We start from the raw sequence: 17805 nt of genomic DNA on the forward strand, positions 1-17805 counted from the left end.
ATTACTTCTTCTTTATGAGCAGCAATCGAGGAGTGGGAATTTCGGCTCCGCATTCTTTTGCGGGATAATCATTGAAGGCACAAATAAATCCGGAAGCAGCGAAACGTATTTTCACAACTTTCGCCAGTATGTCCGAACCGAGTGCCGATTTCTCAATCACGACGCATTTAGAGACAAAGTGGGGAATCGACTCACCCTTTGGGCGCAAGACGACTCGTCCGAAATCGACTACTACGCCAACTCGTTTCTGAGTGGCGGACTTAAACTTTGCTCTTCCGCACAATCGTTTGAAATTTGGAGCAAACATTGGTTGTGAAGCCTGCGGGACGCCGTCACCACTGAATGTGAAAACCCATCCTTCAACTGAACCATCTGCAACAACGGTGGTTGGACCTGTCATTGCTTCACTCCAAGCAGTTGCTCCAGGTGCTGCTTGGAAATACCCCCAGTAGCGGTAACCCTTGTCGGCGGCTTGAGCCGAAGGCGATAGAGCAGATAGAACGAATGTAGAAAGAATTAGGAATATGAATGAACGTGAACTTTTACTTTTCAATGTATGAGTCTCTCTGTAGGGAGTCTCACAGGGCGGACCAGTTGAAATTTCTACACAAAAAAACCGCTCGATCGTGTTCTCGAACGACTTAACCAACTGTGCAAACACTTCTGTTTGGACGAGCGCCCCGCAAACCTCGGCGGGTGGTGTCGATATCGAGTTCCTGGTCAGGTAATCCGACTTAGCAGTTATGAACTGCTTTACGGTTGCGGGTCAGCGCCGGACTCTCACCGGACTTCCCCTGAACGCAAGAACAATATGTAATTGTGGGTCTACCAAACCACAAGTGGGTGACGTATGCAAAGCGGCAGGCTCGAACTGGCGGTGCTAGCCTTCACTTAGTGAGATTTGAGCGTGAACTAGTCACGACCGAGAGTAGCCACTTAGGAGACCGCCATGGAGTATCGCCGTTTAGGAAGTTCTGGATTGTATGTATCTGAAATTTCTTACGGGAATTGGATCACTCACGGTTCGCAAGTAGAACAGCAAAGTGCCATCGCTTGCGTAAAAGAGGCGCTTAATGTGGGTATTACGACTTTTGATACAGCCGATGTTTATGCAGATACGCGAGCGGAAACCGTCCTAGGTAAGGCTCTAAAGGGTGTGCGCAGAGAGTCGTATGAGTTGTTTACAAAAGTCTACGGAAAGACGGGACCGGGCAAGAATGATCAGGGACTGTCTCGTAAACACATTTTGGAGTCATGTCACGCTTCTTTGAAGCGACTCGGGACCGATCACATAGATCTGTATCAAGCTCATCGTTTCGACTATGAGACCCCACTAGAAGAAACCCTCAAAGCTTTTGACGATTTGATTCGTCAGGGCAAAGTTAATTACATAGGAGTTTCGGAATGGAAAGCCAGCGAAATCGAAGCCGCTATCGAAATTCAGAATGCTTATGGGTACGACCGTTTCGTATCCAACCAACCTCAATACTCCATGCTCTGGCGGGTAATCGAAGCGGAAGTAATTCCGACATCGGTTAAGGCTGGAATTGGTCAGATTGTTTGGTCTCCGATCGCGCAGGGCGTGTTGTCTGGTAAGTACAAAGCAGGCAAAAAGGTTCCGGCTGGATCGCGCGCAACAGATAAGAAGAGTGGCGCCGAAATGGTTTCTCGTTGGATGAGAGACGATGTGCTTAGCGCTGTTCAGAACCTTCGCCCGATCGCCGAAGAAGCTGGATTGACTATGGCTCAGTTGGCTGTTGCTTGGGTCCTTCAGAACAAGAATGTCTCATCGGCGATAATCGGGGCGACGAAGCCTTCGCAGATTAAAGAGAATGTCAAAGCTTCGGGTGTAAAACTCTCGGCAAAATCAATGAAGGCAATTGACAAAGCTTTGGGGAAGTTGCCAGAAAAAGATCCAGCGCTAACGGAAAGTCCAAAGACTAGAGGTTAGTCGCTTCTCTTTATTTCTTCTTTTTCCCTAGAGAAGCAGGAGTGACTTGAGTCTTTGGCGCACGGAGTCGACGCAACTGGGTTGAGCGCGACCATGCATACATTCCCAAACCTCTGGTCGGAGCATCTGGAAATTTAGCGCCAACTTCGCGTTTTATACGACGACTCAAAACGAACCAATCCGCGAGCGCGCTGAACATGATGAAGTACATGAGGATGACTGCCACGGCTTGAAGTTGTGCAATTCTCGAAATGAGTAGGACAAGCACAAGAAGTGGAAGAAAGTACTCTCCAACAGAGCGGCGCGAATCCACGAGATCGCGAACGTATCGGCGAACGGGACCGCGGTCTCGCGCAGGCAGAGCATTCTCTTCTCCACGCATATACGCGGCGCGGGTTGCCGCTCGCTGCTGGCGTACTAGTTCCTTTTGTTGCGCTCGTTCTGCTTTATTTGTCGCGGGTGCCATTGAGTTAACCACGCGTTTGGCTTGAGCGTCTTTTCGCTTAGGTGTCGGACGACCCTTGCTCTCAGGTGTGTTCTGTGTCGATTCTGAATTCATGTAGCGACTATACGGGTAGTCCGCACTGGAGAGGGAATCTAGGGGAGCGCCAACATTCGTTCTAAGGCAATTTTGGAGAACTTCGCAACTTCCTCACTTACTTGAATCTGATTTACGAGGTGGCCACTGACGAGAGACTCCATGACCCAGACAAGGTGGGGGAGATCAATGCGATTCATGGTCGAGCAATAGCAGACTGTCTTATCCAAGAACATGATGGATTTGTCAGGGTGATTTTTAGCAAGTCGAGAGACCAGATTGAGTTCGGTACCGATAGCCCACTGTGATCCCGCTGGAGCCGCTTCAATGGCGCGGATGATCATTTCAGTCGAACCAACAACATCGGCATGAGACACGACGTCATACTGGCACTCGGGATGTACGAGAATCTGAATGCCAGGAATTTTCTCCCTTACTTCATTGACTGTTTCCAATGAGAAGCGACCATGAACCGAACAGTGTCCCCGCCAGAGAATTATTTTTGCGTTTTTGATCTCCTCCGCTGTGAGTCCTCCCATGGGTTTCCAGGGATTCCAAAGGACACAGTCTTCCAACGAGAGCCCCAGGCTGAGAACTGCGGTGTTGCGTCCTAAATGTTGATCGGGCAGGAAAAGTACTTTCTCGCCTTGTTCTAAGGCCCAGGTCATTGCCCGTTTTGCATTGGACGAGGTGCAAACGGTGCCACCATTTTTGCCCGTGAAACTTTTGATTGCAGCCGACGAATTCATGTATGTCACAGGAATTGTCGAACCTGCGACTCCCAGATCTTCTAGAACTTTCCAGCAATCATCGACTTGGTTCGCCGTGGCCATGTCTGCCATGGAGCATCCCGCAGCCAAATCGGGGAGAATAACTTTCTGAGCGGGAGAGGTAAGAATATCCGCGCTCTCGGCCATGAAATGCACTCCGCAGAAGATGATGTATTCCGCGCTGGATTGTGCGGCTGCGGCTTGCGCTAACTTGAACGAATCCCCCGTGATGTCCGCGAACTCAATAACTTCATCTCGCTGGTAGTGGTGCCCGAGGACCAGCGCACGCGATCCAAGGGTTGCCCGCGCCGCGCGCGCGCGGGCGACGAGACTTGGATCGCTAGCCGCAGGGAGTTCGCCCGTACAGGAGACGCCTCGCTCGCTGCTTAAGTCTGCTTCACGGCCAAAGTTTAAGAGGTCTAGTAGAGCCACGTCCGTATTCTCCACGCTTTTATGGCTACGCGCGAGTTCATTCTGCGTGTGAGGGTGGTAGCGGGTAGGCTCTTCCAGTACGCAAAAGAGGAGAGAATGAATATGAGCACTGAGACAACCACTCCGATAACAACCAGCACGATCCAGTTGACTGATATTGCCGCTGGCAAGGTGGCAGCTCTATTGGCGCAAGAGGGTCGCGATGATTTAGCTCTTCGGGTCGCGGTTCAACCCGGCGGTTGTTCAGGGCTGCGCTACCAGCTCTATTTTGACGATCGCGACATGGAAGGTGATTCCACTCATGTTTTTGGCACAGTGAAGGTTATCGTTGACAAAATGAGCGATCCTTACTTAGCCGGCGCAACGATTGATTTTGTCGACACCATCGAAAAGCAGGGGTTCACGATAGATAACCCCAACGCCGGTGGTTCCTGTGCCTGCGGAGATTCATTCCATTAATTCTTTGACTTCGCTACCCGCTGGATCATTATGAAAATCGGTGTTGCTGGTTCGGTGGGCCGAGATCATTTGATGACCTTTCCCGGCAAATTTACGGATTCCCTGGTTGCCGGTTCGCTTGAGAGTGTTTCCCTATCCTTTCTAGTAGATGGACTTGATATTCGGCGCGGGGGATGCGCGGCAAATATTGCCTTCGGAATGGGAGTTCTCGGACTTAATCCAATCCTTATAGCCGCGGTTGGCACGGATTTTGAAGACTACGAAGCATGGTTGACACGTCATGGCGTGGACACTTCGCACGTGTTGGTTTCTGAGACTCTTCTCACCGCGCTGTACATGGTGACAACTGATACTGAGCTCAATCAAATTGCCTCATTCTTTCCGGGTGCGATGAGCGAAGCACGAAATATCGAGTTGGCGCCCATAATGGATAAGACCGGGAAACTCGACCTTCTGGTGATTTCACCTGATGACCCCGAAGCCATGTTGCGTCATTCCGAAATTGCCAAGCGCGAAGGCATTCGGATCGCGGCGGACCCTTCTCAGCAAATGGCTCGAATGAGCGGGGAAGAAATCAAGAAGTTAATTGACGGGGCGGCCTATTTATTCCTTAATGAGTACGAGTTAGCCCTGGCTAGTCAGAAGACAGGTTGGAGTGATGGAGAGATTCTCGATCGGGTTGAGGTCCGAGTAGTCACGCTCGGCTCTAAAGGCGCGAAAGTCGAGGAAAAGGGTCAGGAAACCATCACCGTGGGGATTGCCCAGGAGAAGTCCAAGTTGGATCCCACCGGGGTCGGTGATTCCTTTCGAGCTGGGTTTATTGCCGGGCTCGCATGGGGACTGAGTCACGAGCGTTGTGCCCAACTTGGCTCAATGCTGGCAACCTATGTCATCGAAACTAAAGGTACGCAGGAGTATCGCTTTACGAGGGAAGAGTTCTTGGAGAGATTTGAAAAGGCTTTCGGTGCAGAAGCTACTGCAGATGTAAGCGAACACCTCGTCCACTTTGGATTCGATTCTTAATTTTTACTTTTTGATTTTTAAACTCGTTAATCATTAGTGCCCTTTTGTCACTTTGAATTGCGTTGGTCCAATCTCTTCAACCGTATTGCCAGTCATCCGCGCCCACGCGTGAAGATCTGGCTTCGTTGCTGGGTCATCGGCCAGTAAAACCAAAGACTCGCCTTCCTTGAGGCTTTTTAGGGCTTTGGCAGTGTGAATAATGGGAAGTGGGCACCGGGTTCCGAGGCAATCAACTACTTTCATGATCCACGTAAATCTCTGACCGCTTCACGAATCGCGGTGACAAGAGCCGAAATCTCCTCCTGCGTGGCGCCATGGTGAAGAGTGATGCGAATATTTCCGTGAGTGAGAAGTCCCATGGCGGCAAGTACGTGGCTCGGCTGCAGATCATCGGCAGTGCAAGCAGAACCAGAATCTACTGAGAAGCCAGCTACCTCGAGTCGGCGTAGCAACTCTTCACCCTGCACGTACAGAAATGAGAATGAAGTGATGTTGGGTAACGATGATTCAAGATCTCCAGCGATGTCGCAATCTTCAATCGAGGCGCGAATTTGCGCTCTTAATTCTGCGCTAAGTTTGCGAAGTCGCGCCTTCTCCCTTTCTTCATTGCCGGACCACTCCTCAAGGGCAACCGCGCTGGCGATGAGCAGAGGCAAGGAATATGACTGTGGTGTTCGAAGGTGGTTTAAATGGGGCAAAGGGTTGCGCCAGTTGGCTCCTTCGTGAATAAGTAAGAGCGATACGCCTTGCGGCCCCTGCCAGGACCTTGCATCAAAAATGGCAGTGTCCCATCGCGCTGGAAGGGGCACCCGGGTGCCCGATACCGTGAAATCGCAGGCAATTCTGGCTTTAGGTGCATGGGTGATGAGGGTTTCGAGATCCTGCACGACTCCGGTTTCGGCGTTGGCACCCTGTATGGCCCACACGAGTTGCGCATCCTGAGGGAGGGAATCGGGGAGAATGTGGCCAGCCGGATCAACCTGCAATTCTTGGGCTTGCCCATGGTCTCGAGCAATGGTGATGACCTCCTTCCGATCCACGCTGGAGAAGAGGAGCGTGTCTGTGGGGTGTAGCAGGCCGACAATGGCGAGGTAGGGGGCTAGCCCTGGTTCTCCCAGGATCTCAATCTCAGAAGGTCGTACATTCAGTCCTGCCGCCAGGGAGTCCAGGGCCGAATTGAGCAGGATTCGCGCTCGCGCCGAGTGTTGGGAGAGCTTGTGGGGATCATGCCAGCCCTGGTTCAGGGCATCCGTAAGGGCATCGGCGACCAGAGGAGAGAGAGGGGATTCTGAGAGAAAATTCCTGGTGAAGTCAGCCACCTCGCCTACGCTACCCCCACTTGCAAGCCAGATCGAAATGCCCCACTATCCTTTACCCCATGTCTTTGGAGCCCCGCACCCGAAACGCACATCTTGTGCGCAATCTTGCCCTGTTAATTCCCGCGCTTGTTCTCTTATCTGGCTGTTCCATTTCTGGACTCGGCTTCGAAAAGGGAGTTTCCAGCGTGAACGACACATCGATGACGCTCTGGCAAGCAGAGTGGATTACGGCGGGAGTCGTCGGCGTATTTACCGCAGGGCTTATTTTTTGGTCGGCCTTTTTCCACCGGAAGAAGAACGAGGAGTTTCCGAAACAAACTCAGTACCACATCCCAATCGAGATCGCTTATACCCTGATTCCGTTTATTATCGTCGCCGTATTTTTTGCAATGACAGCTCGCGATGAATCTAAAATCACCTCTAAGTCGACGACGGGTGTTGCACACAATATTTCTGTCAATGGAATTCAGTGGTCCTGGCAATTCGGATATACCGAAGCAGGCGAGAAGGCTGTTGTGACAGGAACGCCTGGAAAGGCGCCGATTCTCTATCTTCCACAAGGCGAAAAAGTTCGTTTCACCCTCACCTCAAGTGATGTAGTGCACGGATTCTGGATTCCGGCATTCATGATTCAAATGCAGAATTTGCCCGGAGTTACGAATCATCTGGAATTCACCGCCAACAAACTTGGTGACTATCCAGGTCGGTGCAACATTCTCTGTGGGCGCGATCACTCGCGAATGTTATTTACGGTTCGCGTCGTTACTCCTGCGCACTATCAGGATTACCTCAATACCTTGAAGGCGAGTCTGTCATGACAACAGTTGCACAGCCACCAAGAGTTGCCACTCTCTCGACTATGAAGGCGCCGTCCCGTAAGGGCAGCACTTTTGTGAAGTGGATAACGTCAACGGATCACAAGACAATCGGGTATCTGTACCTCATGACCTCGTTTTCCTGGTTTCTTATCGGCGGAATTCTTGCCCTCTTTCTCCGCGCAGAATTAACCCGCCCAGGACTGCAGTTCTGGAGCAACGAGCAGTACAACCAGATCTTCACCATGCACGGAACGATCATGTTGCTGATGTTTGCCACCCCGCTCTTTGTTGGGTTCGCCAACGTCATCATGCCTCTTCAAATTGGCGCGGCAGACGTGGCCTTTCCACGCTTGAATATGTTGTCGTACTGGCTCTATCTTTTTGGCAGCACCATGGCGTTTGCCGGCTTCTTGGCTCCGGGCGGCGCGGCATCCTTTGGTTGGACCGCCTACGCCCCGTTGGCTAATTCGCAGTTCTCTCCTGGAATCGGGGGAGACCTGTGGGTCATGGGGTTGGCACTTGGTGGCCTTGGAACAATTCTTTCCGGCGTCAACTTCATAACCACAATTTTCACAATGCGCGCACCGGGGATGACGATGTTTAGAATGTCAATTTTTTCATGGAACATACTTCTCACTTCTATTCTGGTTCTACTAGCATTTCCTCCACTTGCTGCTGCATTCCTGGGGCTCGAGTCCGACCGTCTCTTCGGTTCACATATCTTTGACCCGGCAAACGGCGGAGCTATGTTGTGGCAGCACTTGTTCTGGTTCTTTGGTCACCCCGAGGTTTACATTCTTGCGATCCCGTTCTTCGGTATTGCAAGCGAAATTTTGCCCGTTTTCAGCCGTAAACCGATTTTCGGCTACAAGGGTTTGGTAGCAGCAACTATCGCGATTTCGGCTCTCTCGGTTTCAGTATGGGCCCACCACATGTTCGCAAGTGGACAAGTCCTTCTACCGTTTTTCTCTTTTATGACTTTTCTCATCGGCGTTCCAACTGGAGTGAAGTTCTTTAACTGGATCGGCACGATGTGGCGCGGGTCGATCACTTTCGAGACCCCGATGCTCTGGATTCTAGGATTCCTCATTACCTTCCTCTTTGGCGGGTTGACTGGAATCATTCTGGCTTCACCTCCACTTGACTTCGCGGTGTCGGCTTCATATTTCGTCGTCGCTCACTTCCACTACGTCCTTTTTGGAACCGTGGTCTTCTCAATGTTCGCCGGATTCTATTTCTGGTGGCCAAAAATGACGGGTAAGATGCTCAATGAACGGTTGGGAAAGATCCATTTCTGGATGACTTTCTTTGGATTCCACCTGACCTTCTTGATTCAACATTGGCTAGGTATTAAGGGATTCCCTCGTCGCTACTCTGATTATTTGCCATCGGATGGGTTCACTTTCATGAACGAGGTTTCGACAGTTGGGGCAGTGCTTCTTGCCGCTTCCATGATTCCGTTCGCGATAAATGTCTGGATTACGCGAAATTCTCCCATGGTCGGCGTGGATGATCCATGGGGTTATGGCGGATCGCTGGAGTGGGCTACCTCGTGTCCGCCGCCGCGTCACAATTTCACTGCGATGCCTCGTATCCGAAGTGAACGCCCGGCATTCGATCTGCATCACCCTCATATCAAGACCGAAGGGCACTAACTCCCATGAAAACATCGATAAACCTTTTCTTCGGGTTAGCAGTCTTCTATTTCATTATTACTGCCATCTATTGGCAGGTCGGGGGAGAAGCCGTTGGAATTACGGCTCTTTTTCTAAGTGGTGCGTTGGCGGCCCTGGTTGGCTTCTACATGTGGTTCGCGCATAAGCGAATTGGTGGATCTTTACCGGAAGATCGACAAGAGGCAGAGATAGCTGACGGAGCAGGCGAACTTGGTTTCTACAGTCCACATTCTTGGTGGCCGCTGCCGGTTGCACTCTCCGCTTGCGCGGCCGGTCTTGGGCTGATCATCGGATGGTGGCTTACCTTCATTGGCGTAGGAGCCTTGCTGGTCAGCATTCTCGGCTATGTCACCGAATACGAGAAGCCAACCACTTCATCGCATCACTAATTCTGGTTCTGCAATTAGATTTTGTTAGTTCGAATGTTGATGCTTACTTAAGGGTTGATAGGTACTTTAGGTATTCCATTTCGGTTACAACCTGAACTGATAATTTCATCCCTGCATGTCCTCTTCCGCATTGGATATTGCATGCACCGGGGAATATTCCGGCTTTTTCAGCCATGATGTCTATTCTCCCAACAGAATCGGGTGAAGCTTCTTTGTCAATTCCAAGTCCAGGAATCCAAAATCCGTGTGAGACATCATTTGATTTCAGATTGATATGGACAAGTTTGCCTTGAGGGATAAACAGAACCGCGGAATGAGAAGAATCGGAAACGAGCACGGAGTTGGTTCCATCAAGTTGATAGGTGAATGACCAAGACCACGCCACGCCCTTTGCGTTGACCGTGTATTCGCTCTGAACCACTGGAATTGCGGGGGAAGTTTGACTCTTGGATGGTGTTGGCTTAACACTGCCCGCTGAAGTAATTGGCGCGGGTGTTTTTCGCGTGGTTTTAGGTTTTACCTTCTTCTGCCAGATCAAATTCTTTCCGCTTTTGACGCACTTCACCTGAACCGCACCGGATTTGGCAATCGCGCCTACTTTGACACATCTAGTGCCCGGTGAGTTGGTACCCACCGCATAAGAAAATGGAGTGAGGCCGGCTAATGCCAACGCCAATGCAGCACCCATGGCTATAGTGGGAAGGCGTTTCATGTCCCATAACCTACGCCCGGGTGAGTGCCAGCACTAGTCAATAGGCGAAAAATAGCGCGTGATAGGGTCATTTTATGGCTGGAGATACTGCGGGTACTCGGTTGAGAAGGGCATTGGAGGCGGAGTCGCCCCTGCAAATCGTCGGTGCTATCAATGCCAACCACGCGTTATTGGCCAAGCGGGTTGGTTTTAAGGCGGTCTACCTTTCCGGCGGGGGTGTCGCAGCCGGCTCTCTCGGCGTTCCCGATCTTGGAATTACCTCACTTGAGGACGTCCTTATCGAAGTTCGACGCATAACCGATATTTGCGAACTGCCACTCCTCGTCGACGCTGATACTGGCTTTGGTGCCTCGGCTTTCAATATCGGCCGGACGGTGAAATCTCTCATCAAAGGCGGGGCGGCGGCCATGCACATTGAGGACCAGGTCGGCGCCAAGCGATGCGGGCACCGTCCGAATAAGGATTTGGTGAGCGCGGCCGAGATGGTGGATCGAATTAAGGCGGCGGTCGATGCACGTACTGATGAGAGTTTTTCTATTATGGCCAGGACGGATGCCATTGCTGGAGAAGGCGTTGAAGCGGCTTTAGATCGAGCAGGTTTGTACATCGAAGCCGGTGCAGACATGCTTTTCCCCGAAGCAATTACCGAACTCGAAACATATAGAAGATTCGCTGAAGTTGTAGAAGTACCGATATTGGCAAACATTACTGAATTTGGACTTACGCCACTTTTTACTGTTGAAGAATTAAGACGTGCGAATGTTTCGATGGCACTTTATCCCTTATCTGCCTTTCGAGCCATGAATAAGGCAGCAGAGCGAGTCTACGAATCTATTCGCCGAGACGGCACTCAGAAGTCAGTCTTAGCGGAAATGCAAACCCGTGAAGAGCTTTATGAGCGTATCAATTATTACGAGTACGAAGCCATTTTGGATCGATTTTCGGAAAGAGAGAAATAGTTCAAATATGGTGGATATCAAAGCGAAGAAATCGGTTGCCCTATCAGGTGTTGTTGCGGGCAGCACGGCACTCTGCTCGGTTGGAAAAAGCGGTAATGATCTTCACTATCGTGGATACGACATTGCGGATCTAGCCCGAGAATGCCAATTTGAAGAAGTCGCTCATTTGTTGATTCACGGTGTGCTTCCTACCCGCGTGGAGTTAGTTAAATACAAGCGTAAATTGACTTCATTGCGTGGGTTGCCCGACTCGGTAAAACTGGTACTGGAAGCACTACCAGTCACTGCGCATCCCATGGATGTATTACGCACCGGCGTATCGGCATTGGGATGCGATTTGCCGGAGAGTGTGTCGCATACAGAAGCACAAGCGCGTGATATCGCCGATCGCCTACTGGCTTGCTCCGCTTCCATGCTTTTGTACTGGTATCACTTTAGTCACAACGCCAAACGGATCGATGTGCAGACCCAAGAAGATTCAATTGGGGGACACTTTCTCTTCCTTCTCCATGGAGTTGAAGCGGATCCAATTTGGGAGAAGGCGATGCATGCATCTCTCATTTTGTACGCCGAGCATGAGTTCAATGCCTCTACATTTGCTGCCAGGGTAGTCGCCGGCACTGGATCTGACATCTACTCTGCAATAACCGGGGCGATCGGAGCACTCCGTGGTCCGAAGCACGGAGGCGCAAATGAAGTGGCTTTGGAGATACTAGAACGATATAAAGACCCAGCTGAAGCTGAAGAAGATATTCGGAAGAGGGTTTCTGAGAAGGAAGTGATTATTGGATTCGGCCATCCTGTGTACACAATCTCTGACCCGCGCAGTGGCATCATAAAAGAGATCGCGAGAAATTTATCCTCGCAAGCCTCGTCAACCGTGCTTTTTGAGATTGCTGAACGAATAGAAGAAGTGATGTGGGAGACGAAAAAAATGTTCCCAAATCTGGATTGGTACTCAGCCGTTGCTTACAGCAAAATGAAGATACCCACCTCGTTCTTCACGCCGCTCTTTGTGATGGCAAGGATTTCTGGATGGGCCGCTCATGTTATTGAGCAAAGAATCGACAACAAGATAATTCGCCCAAGTGCTCTTTACATTGGTCCCGAAGACCTGCCTTTCCAGCCAATAGATAAGCGATAGGCGTATCTCTGTGGCAACGAGCGAGGACAATTCAACCCAGGAATTCGACCAAGTTATCGTTGATATTGTTGATTACGTTGAGAACTACGAAGTTGACTCCGACTTAGCATATGAAACTGCTTGGAACTGTCTACTGGACACACTTGGATGCGGTCTGGAGGCACTTGAGTACCCTGCCTGTACCAAACTCTTAGGGCCGCTGGTCCCGGGGACAGTTGTTGAAAATGGCGTCAAAATCCCGGGGACAAATTTTCAACTTGATCCAGTTCAGGGTGCTTTTAACCTCGGCACCATGATCCGCTGGCTGGATTTTAACGACACGTGGCTGGCTGCTGAATGGGGACACCCGTCTGACAACTTGGGAGCAATTCTCGCGGTGGCAGACTGGCTCTCCAGAAGTGCGGTGGCAGCAGGAGAAAGACCGCTCCTGATGAGGGACGTGCTCACGGCAATGATTAAGGCGCATGAGATTCAGGGCTGCATTGCATTGGAGAATTCCTTTAATCGCGTCGGCCTAGATCATGTGCTTTTGGTGAAAGTTGCCTCGACTGCCGTTGTGGCGAAAATGATGGGTCTCACGCATGAACAATCTTTGAATGCACTCTCTCTCGCATGGGTTGATGGACAGTCTCTTAGAACTTACCGACATTTTCCAAATGCAGGTTCGAGAAAATCTTGGGCGGCAGGGGATGCAACGTCACGAGCGGTTCGTTTGGTACTTATGGCCAAAGTCGGAGAAATGGGATACCCCTCGGCGCTCACGGCGAAAACATGGGGTTTTTATGATGTGCTTTTCAAAGGCCAACCCTTTAGTTTTCAGCGCCCTTACGGTTCATACGTAATGGAGAACATCCTTTTTAAAATTTCCTTCCCGGCTGAATTCCATGCACAAACTGCTGTTGAGGCTGCTATGCAGATACATAAGCAGATGCGAGAAGCGGGGAAGTCAGCTCAGGAAATCAGACGGGTAACCATTCGCACACACGAAGCCTGCGTACGAATTATTGATAAGAAAGGCCGTCTGAATAACCCAGCGGACCGCGATCATTGCATTCAATACATGGTGGCCGTGCCCTTAATCTATGGTCGACTCACCGCGAGAGATTATGAGGATGATGTGGCTTCGGACCCATCCATTGATTCGCTGCGAAATAGAATAATTTGCAAGGAGGATCCGCAATTTACCGACGATTACCACGATCCAAACAAACGATCGATCGCCAATGCCTTAACGGTTGAATTTGAAGATGGGTCGGTGATGGATGAGGTCATTGTTGAGTACCCATTAGGTCATGCCAGGCGACGCAGGGAAGGTATCCCGCTATTAATCGCGAAATATCGGACAAATCTGGCGCGAGTCTTTTCACCCGCGCAACAGACAATGATTTTGGATTACTCTCTCAATCGGAAGAAATTGGAGAGCACAAGTGTCGACGTCTTCATGGATCTGTTTGCAAAGGGTCAAATCTAAACTCATTCCTCGTAAGCGCGAAGACCAATCAGTTGGAAACTGAGTCGGGTGCACGCTAGTTTATTAGTGGTGCTCGATCTCCTTGAGATCTTCCGGTGAAGGCTTGGCAATTTGCTCTGTCGTGGCACGGCTGATTCGGACACGCAGTTTGTTTGCGATCCCCACTCGGCGGCGAACGCCGTGGCTATCGACATCTGCCAGCTCTAGAGGTTGCAACTGTTCATGCTGCGTTAGAGCGAAGGCCTCTGCATCGGTCAGGGGCTGATGCACTTCGACAAATTCGCCATGCGGCAACAGGACTAAACGACCAGTCTCTTTTCCATGGAGGACCAATTCACGGTCTGCCCTTTGCAGGGAGAGGCAGAGACGTTTGGTGATGACGAAAGCGAGAGGAGGTAGCACGAGTACCCCGATACGGCTCATCCACGTGATCTGGTTAATTGAGAGTGAAAAGTGCGTTGCAATGAGGTCATTGCCTCCATTGAGCAGGGTGACCATTGTGAAGGTCAAGGCCGTCACGCCCAGTGCCGTGCGGTTTGGTGCATTGCGTGGACGGTCCAAGAGATGGTGTTCTCTCTTGTCTCCCGTCACCCAACTTTCGATGAATGGGTAGAGCGCCATAGATGTGAAGAGAATTCCGGGGATGATCAAACCTGGAATAAGAATGTTCCAGGAAATGGTGTGTCCGAACAGGTGCGATTCCCAATTTGGTGACATTCGCACCAGTCCATCTAGCCAGCCCATGTACCAGTCCGGTTGAGAACCTGCGGAAATCTGTCCCGGTGTATATGGTCCATAGAGCCAGATGGGGTTGATTGAGGCGACGGCGGAGATGAATGCCGTAACTCCGAAGACGATGAAGAAGAATCCACCCGCCTTGGCCATATAGACAGGCATAAATGGATAGCCAACGACGTTCTTCTCGGTGCGACCAGGGCCTGGATATTGAGTGTGCTTCTGGTACCAAACCAGCATCAAGTGAGCGGTAATGAGTGCCAGGAAGATGCCGGGGAGTAGTAAGACGTGGACAGTGAAGATGCGAGGAATAAAGACTTCGCCTGGGAACGGACCACCAAATGCGAAGAACGCTAAATATGATCCGACGATTGGCATCGCCTGAATAATCGCCTCAGCGATTCGAATTCCGGTACCGGAGAGCAAGTCGTCAGGAAGTGAGTAACCCAAGAAACCTTCAACAATTCCCAGGGTAAGAAGCCCGACTCCGATAATCCAGTTGAACTCACGCGGTTTGCGGAAAGCGCCGGTGAAGAAAACCCTCATCAAGTGGACCACGATTGCTGCCATGAAGAGCAGGGCGGCCCAGTGATGGATTTGGCGCATCAAAAGTCCGCCGCGGATATCGAAGGAGATATTAAGAGTCGAGGCATAAGCAGCCGACATTTTGATTTCACTCAACGGGGCGTAGTTGCCGTGGTAGAAGACTTCGCGTTGGGATGGATCGAACCAGAATGTGAGGAACACACCAGTTAGCAGCAGAATGATGAATGAATACAGCGCAATTTCGCCCAACATGAATGACCAGTGGTCGGGAAATACCTTAGTTAGATTCTTTTTCAACCATTTTGCGGCACCGGTACGCTCGTCGACGTAGTTGGCGACTGAACCGAGTTTCTTCTCTGCGCTACTCATGATGAACGCTCCCAAAAACTAGGTCCGACTGCTTCTGTAAATGGTTTTTGGGCGACTAGGTAACCCTCGGCATCCACTGTAATGGCGAGTTGTGGCAGCGGGCGGGCCGCTGGCCCGAAGATTACCTTGGCGGCGCGCGGCACGTCGAAGGTCGATTGATGACAAGGGCAGAGCAGATGTTTCGTCTGTTGTTCGTAGAGTGCAACCGCGCAACCCATATGCGTGCAGATTTTGGAAAAAGCAATAATCCCTTGATAAGTCCAAGCGAGCCGCTCAGGGGAGAGTTGGAACTCCTCGGGACGAACGCGGATGAGAAGAACCGCGTCTTTTGCGATGTTATTGAGGGTTCGCTCCTCGCCTGGGAGCAACGCTGGCAATACTTGGGCAACCGCACCAACTTCTAAGTCAGAAGGCCTAATAGGTCGATCACCGGGATCGGTGACCAGCCGGGTGCCTTTCATCCAACTGGTTTCTTCAAGTGACTTCTTAGGCAGGGGACCAAGATCGCGCAGAGCAACGAGTGGCACAAGTCCCAGAAGGCCAAGTGAAAGTCCAAGTGAACGTTTGATCAGGGATCGTCGACCTAAGTTCGATGCCGCGGCCTGCTCCTTAACGGTCTTTACGAAATCAATTCGATCAACATCTTCGGAGCGGAACTCATGACGATCTTGGACTACTTCGTTATCTGGCATCAAGGTTTTCGCCCAATGCACCGCCCCCAAACCAATAAAGAGGGTGGAGAAGGTAAGGCCAATGCCGAGGAGAAGTTGTTGTGCATTCGTTGTTCCAAGAACGGGAAGAAAAACGAATGTGTCCCCTGGCACTTTGATGTACGCATAAATAAAGAGAATTGTTCCGAGAGCAGAGAGCCCAAAGAGAATGGCTATCTGACGCTCTGCTTTATCGGCAGCGGTCGGATCTGTGTCCGCCTTCCGATGCACATGCTCCGGTAAACCCGGATCTTGGAGACGCTCGATTTGATCTGACATTTGCTATCTCGCTTTCGTCGCCAACCAGACTGCAATACCAATCAGCAGTCCGAGTCCAAGTGTCCAAATGAGTAAACCTTCTGTAACCGGGCCTACGCGGCCAAGTGAGGCGCCGCCTAAGTTCGGTTCGTTCTGTGCTGCTTTGATCCATTTTATAATGGAGAGTTTTTCTTCGGGCGTAACGATTTTGTCTCCAAAGACTGGCATGGATTGTGGACCAGTAATCATGGCTTCGTAGATCTCCACGGGAGTGGATGCCATCAGGGTTGGAGCAAATTTACCTTGCGTAAGTGCTCCGCCTTGACCTGCAAAGTTGTGGCACATGGCGCAGTTATTTCGAAAGAGCTCGCCGCCTTGCGCGGTGTTTCCATCCCGTTCGTAGAACATAACTTGTTGATCAGGAATTGCCGGGCCGGGCGAAAGAGATGATACATAAGCGACCAGGGCAGCAACTTCATCTGGAGTGTAAGCAGGTTTCTTTCTAATAGCCTGAGTGCTCATATCCGCCATGGGCATTCGACCGGTAGCGACTTGGAAATCCACGGAAGCCGCACCCACTCCGATCAGTGATGTGGCAACCGATGTGCCCTCTGCATTGAGGCCGTGGCAAGACGAACACCCTCTAAGAAAGAGCTGACGCCCTTCGTCAATGGCTGTCGTTCGGGCGAGGGCATTAGCTGTTCGCTGGGTTGAGGCACTCGCAACCGAGAAGGTTGTGCCAATCATAAATAGCGCGAAGACCAACAAAATTGGCCCCGCAAAACGGTGTCGTCGGTAACGCGAAAGGCGTCTCACGATTTACTCCCTCTCAATTGTTTAACCCTCAACTGCCAAGTAGCAAGTGGATATTCCTACGGTTCTTTTTGTCTATCTAATCAGGTAAATCGCAGAAAAGAGAGCAATCCAGACGACGTCCACAAAGTGCCAATAATAAGACACCACAATGGCGGTTGTTGCTTGCGAATGGGTGAATTTACGGGCTTTGTTGGCACGGATCAAAACGATCAAAAAGGCAATGAGACCGCCCGTCACGTGCAAGCCGTGGAATCCGGTGGTGATGTAGAAGACCGAACCGTAGGCATGCGATGAAAGTGTCACACCTTCTTGAACTAAGGATGCATACTCATAAACTTGTCCGCCGACGAAGAAGGCACCCATCAGGAATGTGAGAGCAAACCACTCGCGCATGCCCCAGCGTGAAACTTTGAAGAGAGGACCTTTGCGTTTTGACTGTAAGCGCTCTGCCGCGAATACCCCGAATTGGCAGGTTACCGACGAAAGGACAAGAACGGTCGTATTTATCGCCGCAAAAGGAACATTCAATATTCTTGTTGACTCTAGCCAAACGGCAGGACCTTGCACCGCTCTCGTCGTGAAGTACATTGCGAAGAGAGCCGCGAAAAACATGAGCTCGCTCGACAACCAGACAATTGTTCCTACGGCCACCAGGTTGGGGCGATTGATTTTTGGCGTGACTAAAGTGGCGCTTGACATGGGGGTATTAT

The 17805-nt window shown here is 50.9% G+C and carries 19 protein-coding genes and 1 riboswitch; of the genes, 9 read left to right on the top strand and 10 right to left on the bottom strand.

What is annotated here, in order from left to right:
- Window position 1: 1 nt before the first annotated feature.
- Window positions 2-553, bottom strand: a complete 552-nt coding sequence (locus VMW30_04895; protein HUW87699.1) for an SCO2322 family protein — start codon at window positions 551-553, stop codon at window positions 2-4.
- A gap of 148 nt (window positions 554-701) precedes the next feature.
- Window positions 702-852, bottom strand: a riboswitch (cobalamin riboswitch).
- Window positions 853-949: 97 nt separating this feature from the next.
- Between VMW30_04895 and VMW30_04900 the strand changes: the two genes are divergently transcribed.
- Window positions 950-1951 (top strand): aldo/keto reductase family protein, encoded by a 1002-nt coding sequence (locus VMW30_04900; protein ID HUW87700.1) that lies wholly within the window; start codon window positions 950-952, stop codon window positions 1949-1951.
- 10 nt (window positions 1952-1961) lie between these two features.
- On the opposite strand, the gene VMW30_04905 is transcribed toward VMW30_04900, so the two are convergent.
- Both VMW30_04905 and nadA read right to left on the bottom strand, forming a co-directional pair.
- Window positions 1962-2510, bottom strand: coding sequence for a DUF3043 domain-containing protein (locus tag VMW30_04905; GenBank protein ID HUW87701.1), 549 nt, complete (start codon window positions 2508-2510; stop codon window positions 1962-1964).
- A gap of 38 nt (window positions 2511-2548) precedes the next feature.
- Window positions 2549-3691: a quinolinate synthase NadA gene (gene nadA, locus VMW30_04910; protein HUW87702.1), complete on the bottom strand. Its 1143-nt coding sequence runs from the start codon at window positions 3689-3691 to the stop codon at window positions 2549-2551.
- 96 nt (window positions 3692-3787) lie between these two features.
- Between nadA and VMW30_04915 the strand changes: the two genes are divergently transcribed.
- Entirely contained in the window at window positions 3788-4150 is a 363-nt protein-coding gene (locus VMW30_04915) for an iron-sulfur cluster assembly accessory protein (protein HUW87703.1), read from the top strand.
- Window positions 4151-4180: 30 nt separating this feature from the next.
- On the top strand, window positions 4181-5173 hold the full coding sequence (locus VMW30_04920) for a carbohydrate kinase family protein (protein ID HUW87704.1): 993 nt from the start codon (window positions 4181-4183) through the stop codon (window positions 5171-5173).
- A 33-nt stretch (window positions 5174-5206) separates the two neighbouring features.
- Here VMW30_04920 and VMW30_04925 read toward each other — a convergent pair whose 3' ends face one another.
- Together VMW30_04925 and VMW30_04930 are read right to left on the bottom strand one after the other, a co-directional pair.
- Entirely contained in the window at window positions 5207-5416 is a 210-nt protein-coding gene (locus VMW30_04925; GenBank protein ID HUW87705.1) for a sulfurtransferase TusA family protein, read from the bottom strand.
- A complete protein-coding gene (locus VMW30_04930) occupies window positions 5413-6492 on the bottom strand; it encodes an aminotransferase class V-fold PLP-dependent enzyme (protein HUW87706.1) in 1080 nt (359 codons plus the stop codon). The genes VMW30_04925 and VMW30_04930 overlap by 4 nt, the downstream gene beginning before the upstream one ends.
- 59 nt (window positions 6493-6551) lie before the next feature.
- Here VMW30_04930 and coxB point away from each other — a divergent pair, with 59 nt between their 5' ends.
- Genes coxB through VMW30_04945 form a run of 3 tightly spaced genes read left to right on the top strand, consistent with a single transcriptional unit; the run spans window position 6552 to window position 9375 of the window.
- On the top strand, window positions 6552-7310 hold the full coding sequence (gene coxB / locus VMW30_04935) for a cytochrome c oxidase subunit II (GenBank protein HUW87707.1): 759 nt from the start codon (window positions 6552-6554) through the stop codon (window positions 7308-7310).
- A complete protein-coding gene (ctaD, locus tag VMW30_04940) occupies window positions 7307-8965 on the top strand; it encodes a cytochrome c oxidase subunit I (GenBank protein ID HUW87708.1) in 1659 nt (552 codons plus the stop codon). The genes coxB and ctaD overlap by 4 nt, the downstream gene beginning before the upstream one ends.
- Window positions 8966-8970: 5 nt before the next feature.
- Window positions 8971-9375 carry a cytochrome c oxidase subunit 4 gene (locus tag VMW30_04945; protein HUW87709.1) on the top strand — a complete coding sequence of 135 codons (405 nt, stop codon included), beginning with the start codon at window positions 8971-8973 and terminating at the stop codon, window positions 9373-9375.
- A gap of 43 nt (window positions 9376-9418) precedes the next feature.
- Here VMW30_04945 and VMW30_04950 read toward each other — a convergent pair whose 3' ends face one another.
- A complete protein-coding gene (locus VMW30_04950) occupies window positions 9419-10087 on the bottom strand; it encodes a hypothetical protein (protein HUW87710.1) in 669 nt (222 codons plus the stop codon).
- Between the two features lie 74 nt (window positions 10088-10161).
- Here VMW30_04950 and prpB point away from each other — a divergent pair, with 74 nt between their 5' ends.
- From prpB to VMW30_04965, 3 genes are read left to right on the top strand one after another with little or no spacing between them, the layout of a single operon-like run.
- Complete coding sequence (gene prpB / locus VMW30_04955; GenBank protein HUW87711.1) at window positions 10162-11046, top strand: methylisocitrate lyase; 885 nt, start codon at window positions 10162-10164, stop codon at window positions 11044-11046.
- A 7-nt stretch (window positions 11047-11053) separates the two neighbouring features.
- Window positions 11054-12190, top strand: coding sequence for a 2-methylcitrate synthase (gene prpC / locus VMW30_04960; protein ID HUW87712.1), 1137 nt, complete (start codon window positions 11054-11056; stop codon window positions 12188-12190).
- A gap of 10 nt (window positions 12191-12200) precedes the next feature.
- A complete protein-coding gene (locus tag VMW30_04965) occupies window positions 12201-13661 on the top strand; it encodes a bifunctional 2-methylcitrate dehydratase/aconitate hydratase (protein ID HUW87713.1) in 1461 nt (486 codons plus the stop codon).
- A 63-nt stretch (window positions 13662-13724) separates the two neighbouring features.
- Here VMW30_04965 and VMW30_04970 read toward each other — a convergent pair whose 3' ends face one another.
- From VMW30_04970 to VMW30_04985, 4 genes are all read right to left on the bottom strand, one after another.
- Window positions 13725-15311, bottom strand: a complete 1587-nt coding sequence (locus VMW30_04970; protein ID HUW87714.1) for a ubiquinol-cytochrome c reductase cytochrome b subunit — start codon at window positions 15309-15311, stop codon at window positions 13725-13727.
- Window positions 15308-16300, bottom strand: coding sequence for a Rieske 2Fe-2S domain-containing protein (locus VMW30_04975; GenBank protein HUW87715.1), 993 nt, complete (start codon window positions 16298-16300; stop codon window positions 15308-15310). The genes VMW30_04970 and VMW30_04975 overlap by 4 nt, the downstream gene beginning before the upstream one ends.
- A 3-nt stretch (window positions 16301-16303) precedes the next feature.
- Complete coding sequence (locus VMW30_04980) at window positions 16304-17095, bottom strand: cytochrome c (GenBank protein HUW87716.1); 792 nt, start codon at window positions 17093-17095, stop codon at window positions 16304-16306.
- A 72-nt stretch (window positions 17096-17167) separates the two neighbouring features.
- Window positions 17168-17794: a heme-copper oxidase subunit III gene (locus tag VMW30_04985; protein ID HUW87717.1), complete on the bottom strand. Its 627-nt coding sequence runs from the start codon at window positions 17792-17794 to the stop codon at window positions 17168-17170.
- Window positions 17795-17805 lie beyond the last annotated feature (11 nt).

The sequence above is a fragment of the Candidatus Paceibacterota bacterium genome, from assembly GCA_035530615.1.
Taxonomy (GTDB): domain Bacteria; phylum Actinomycetota; class Actinomycetes; order Nanopelagicales; family Nanopelagicaceae; genus QYPT01.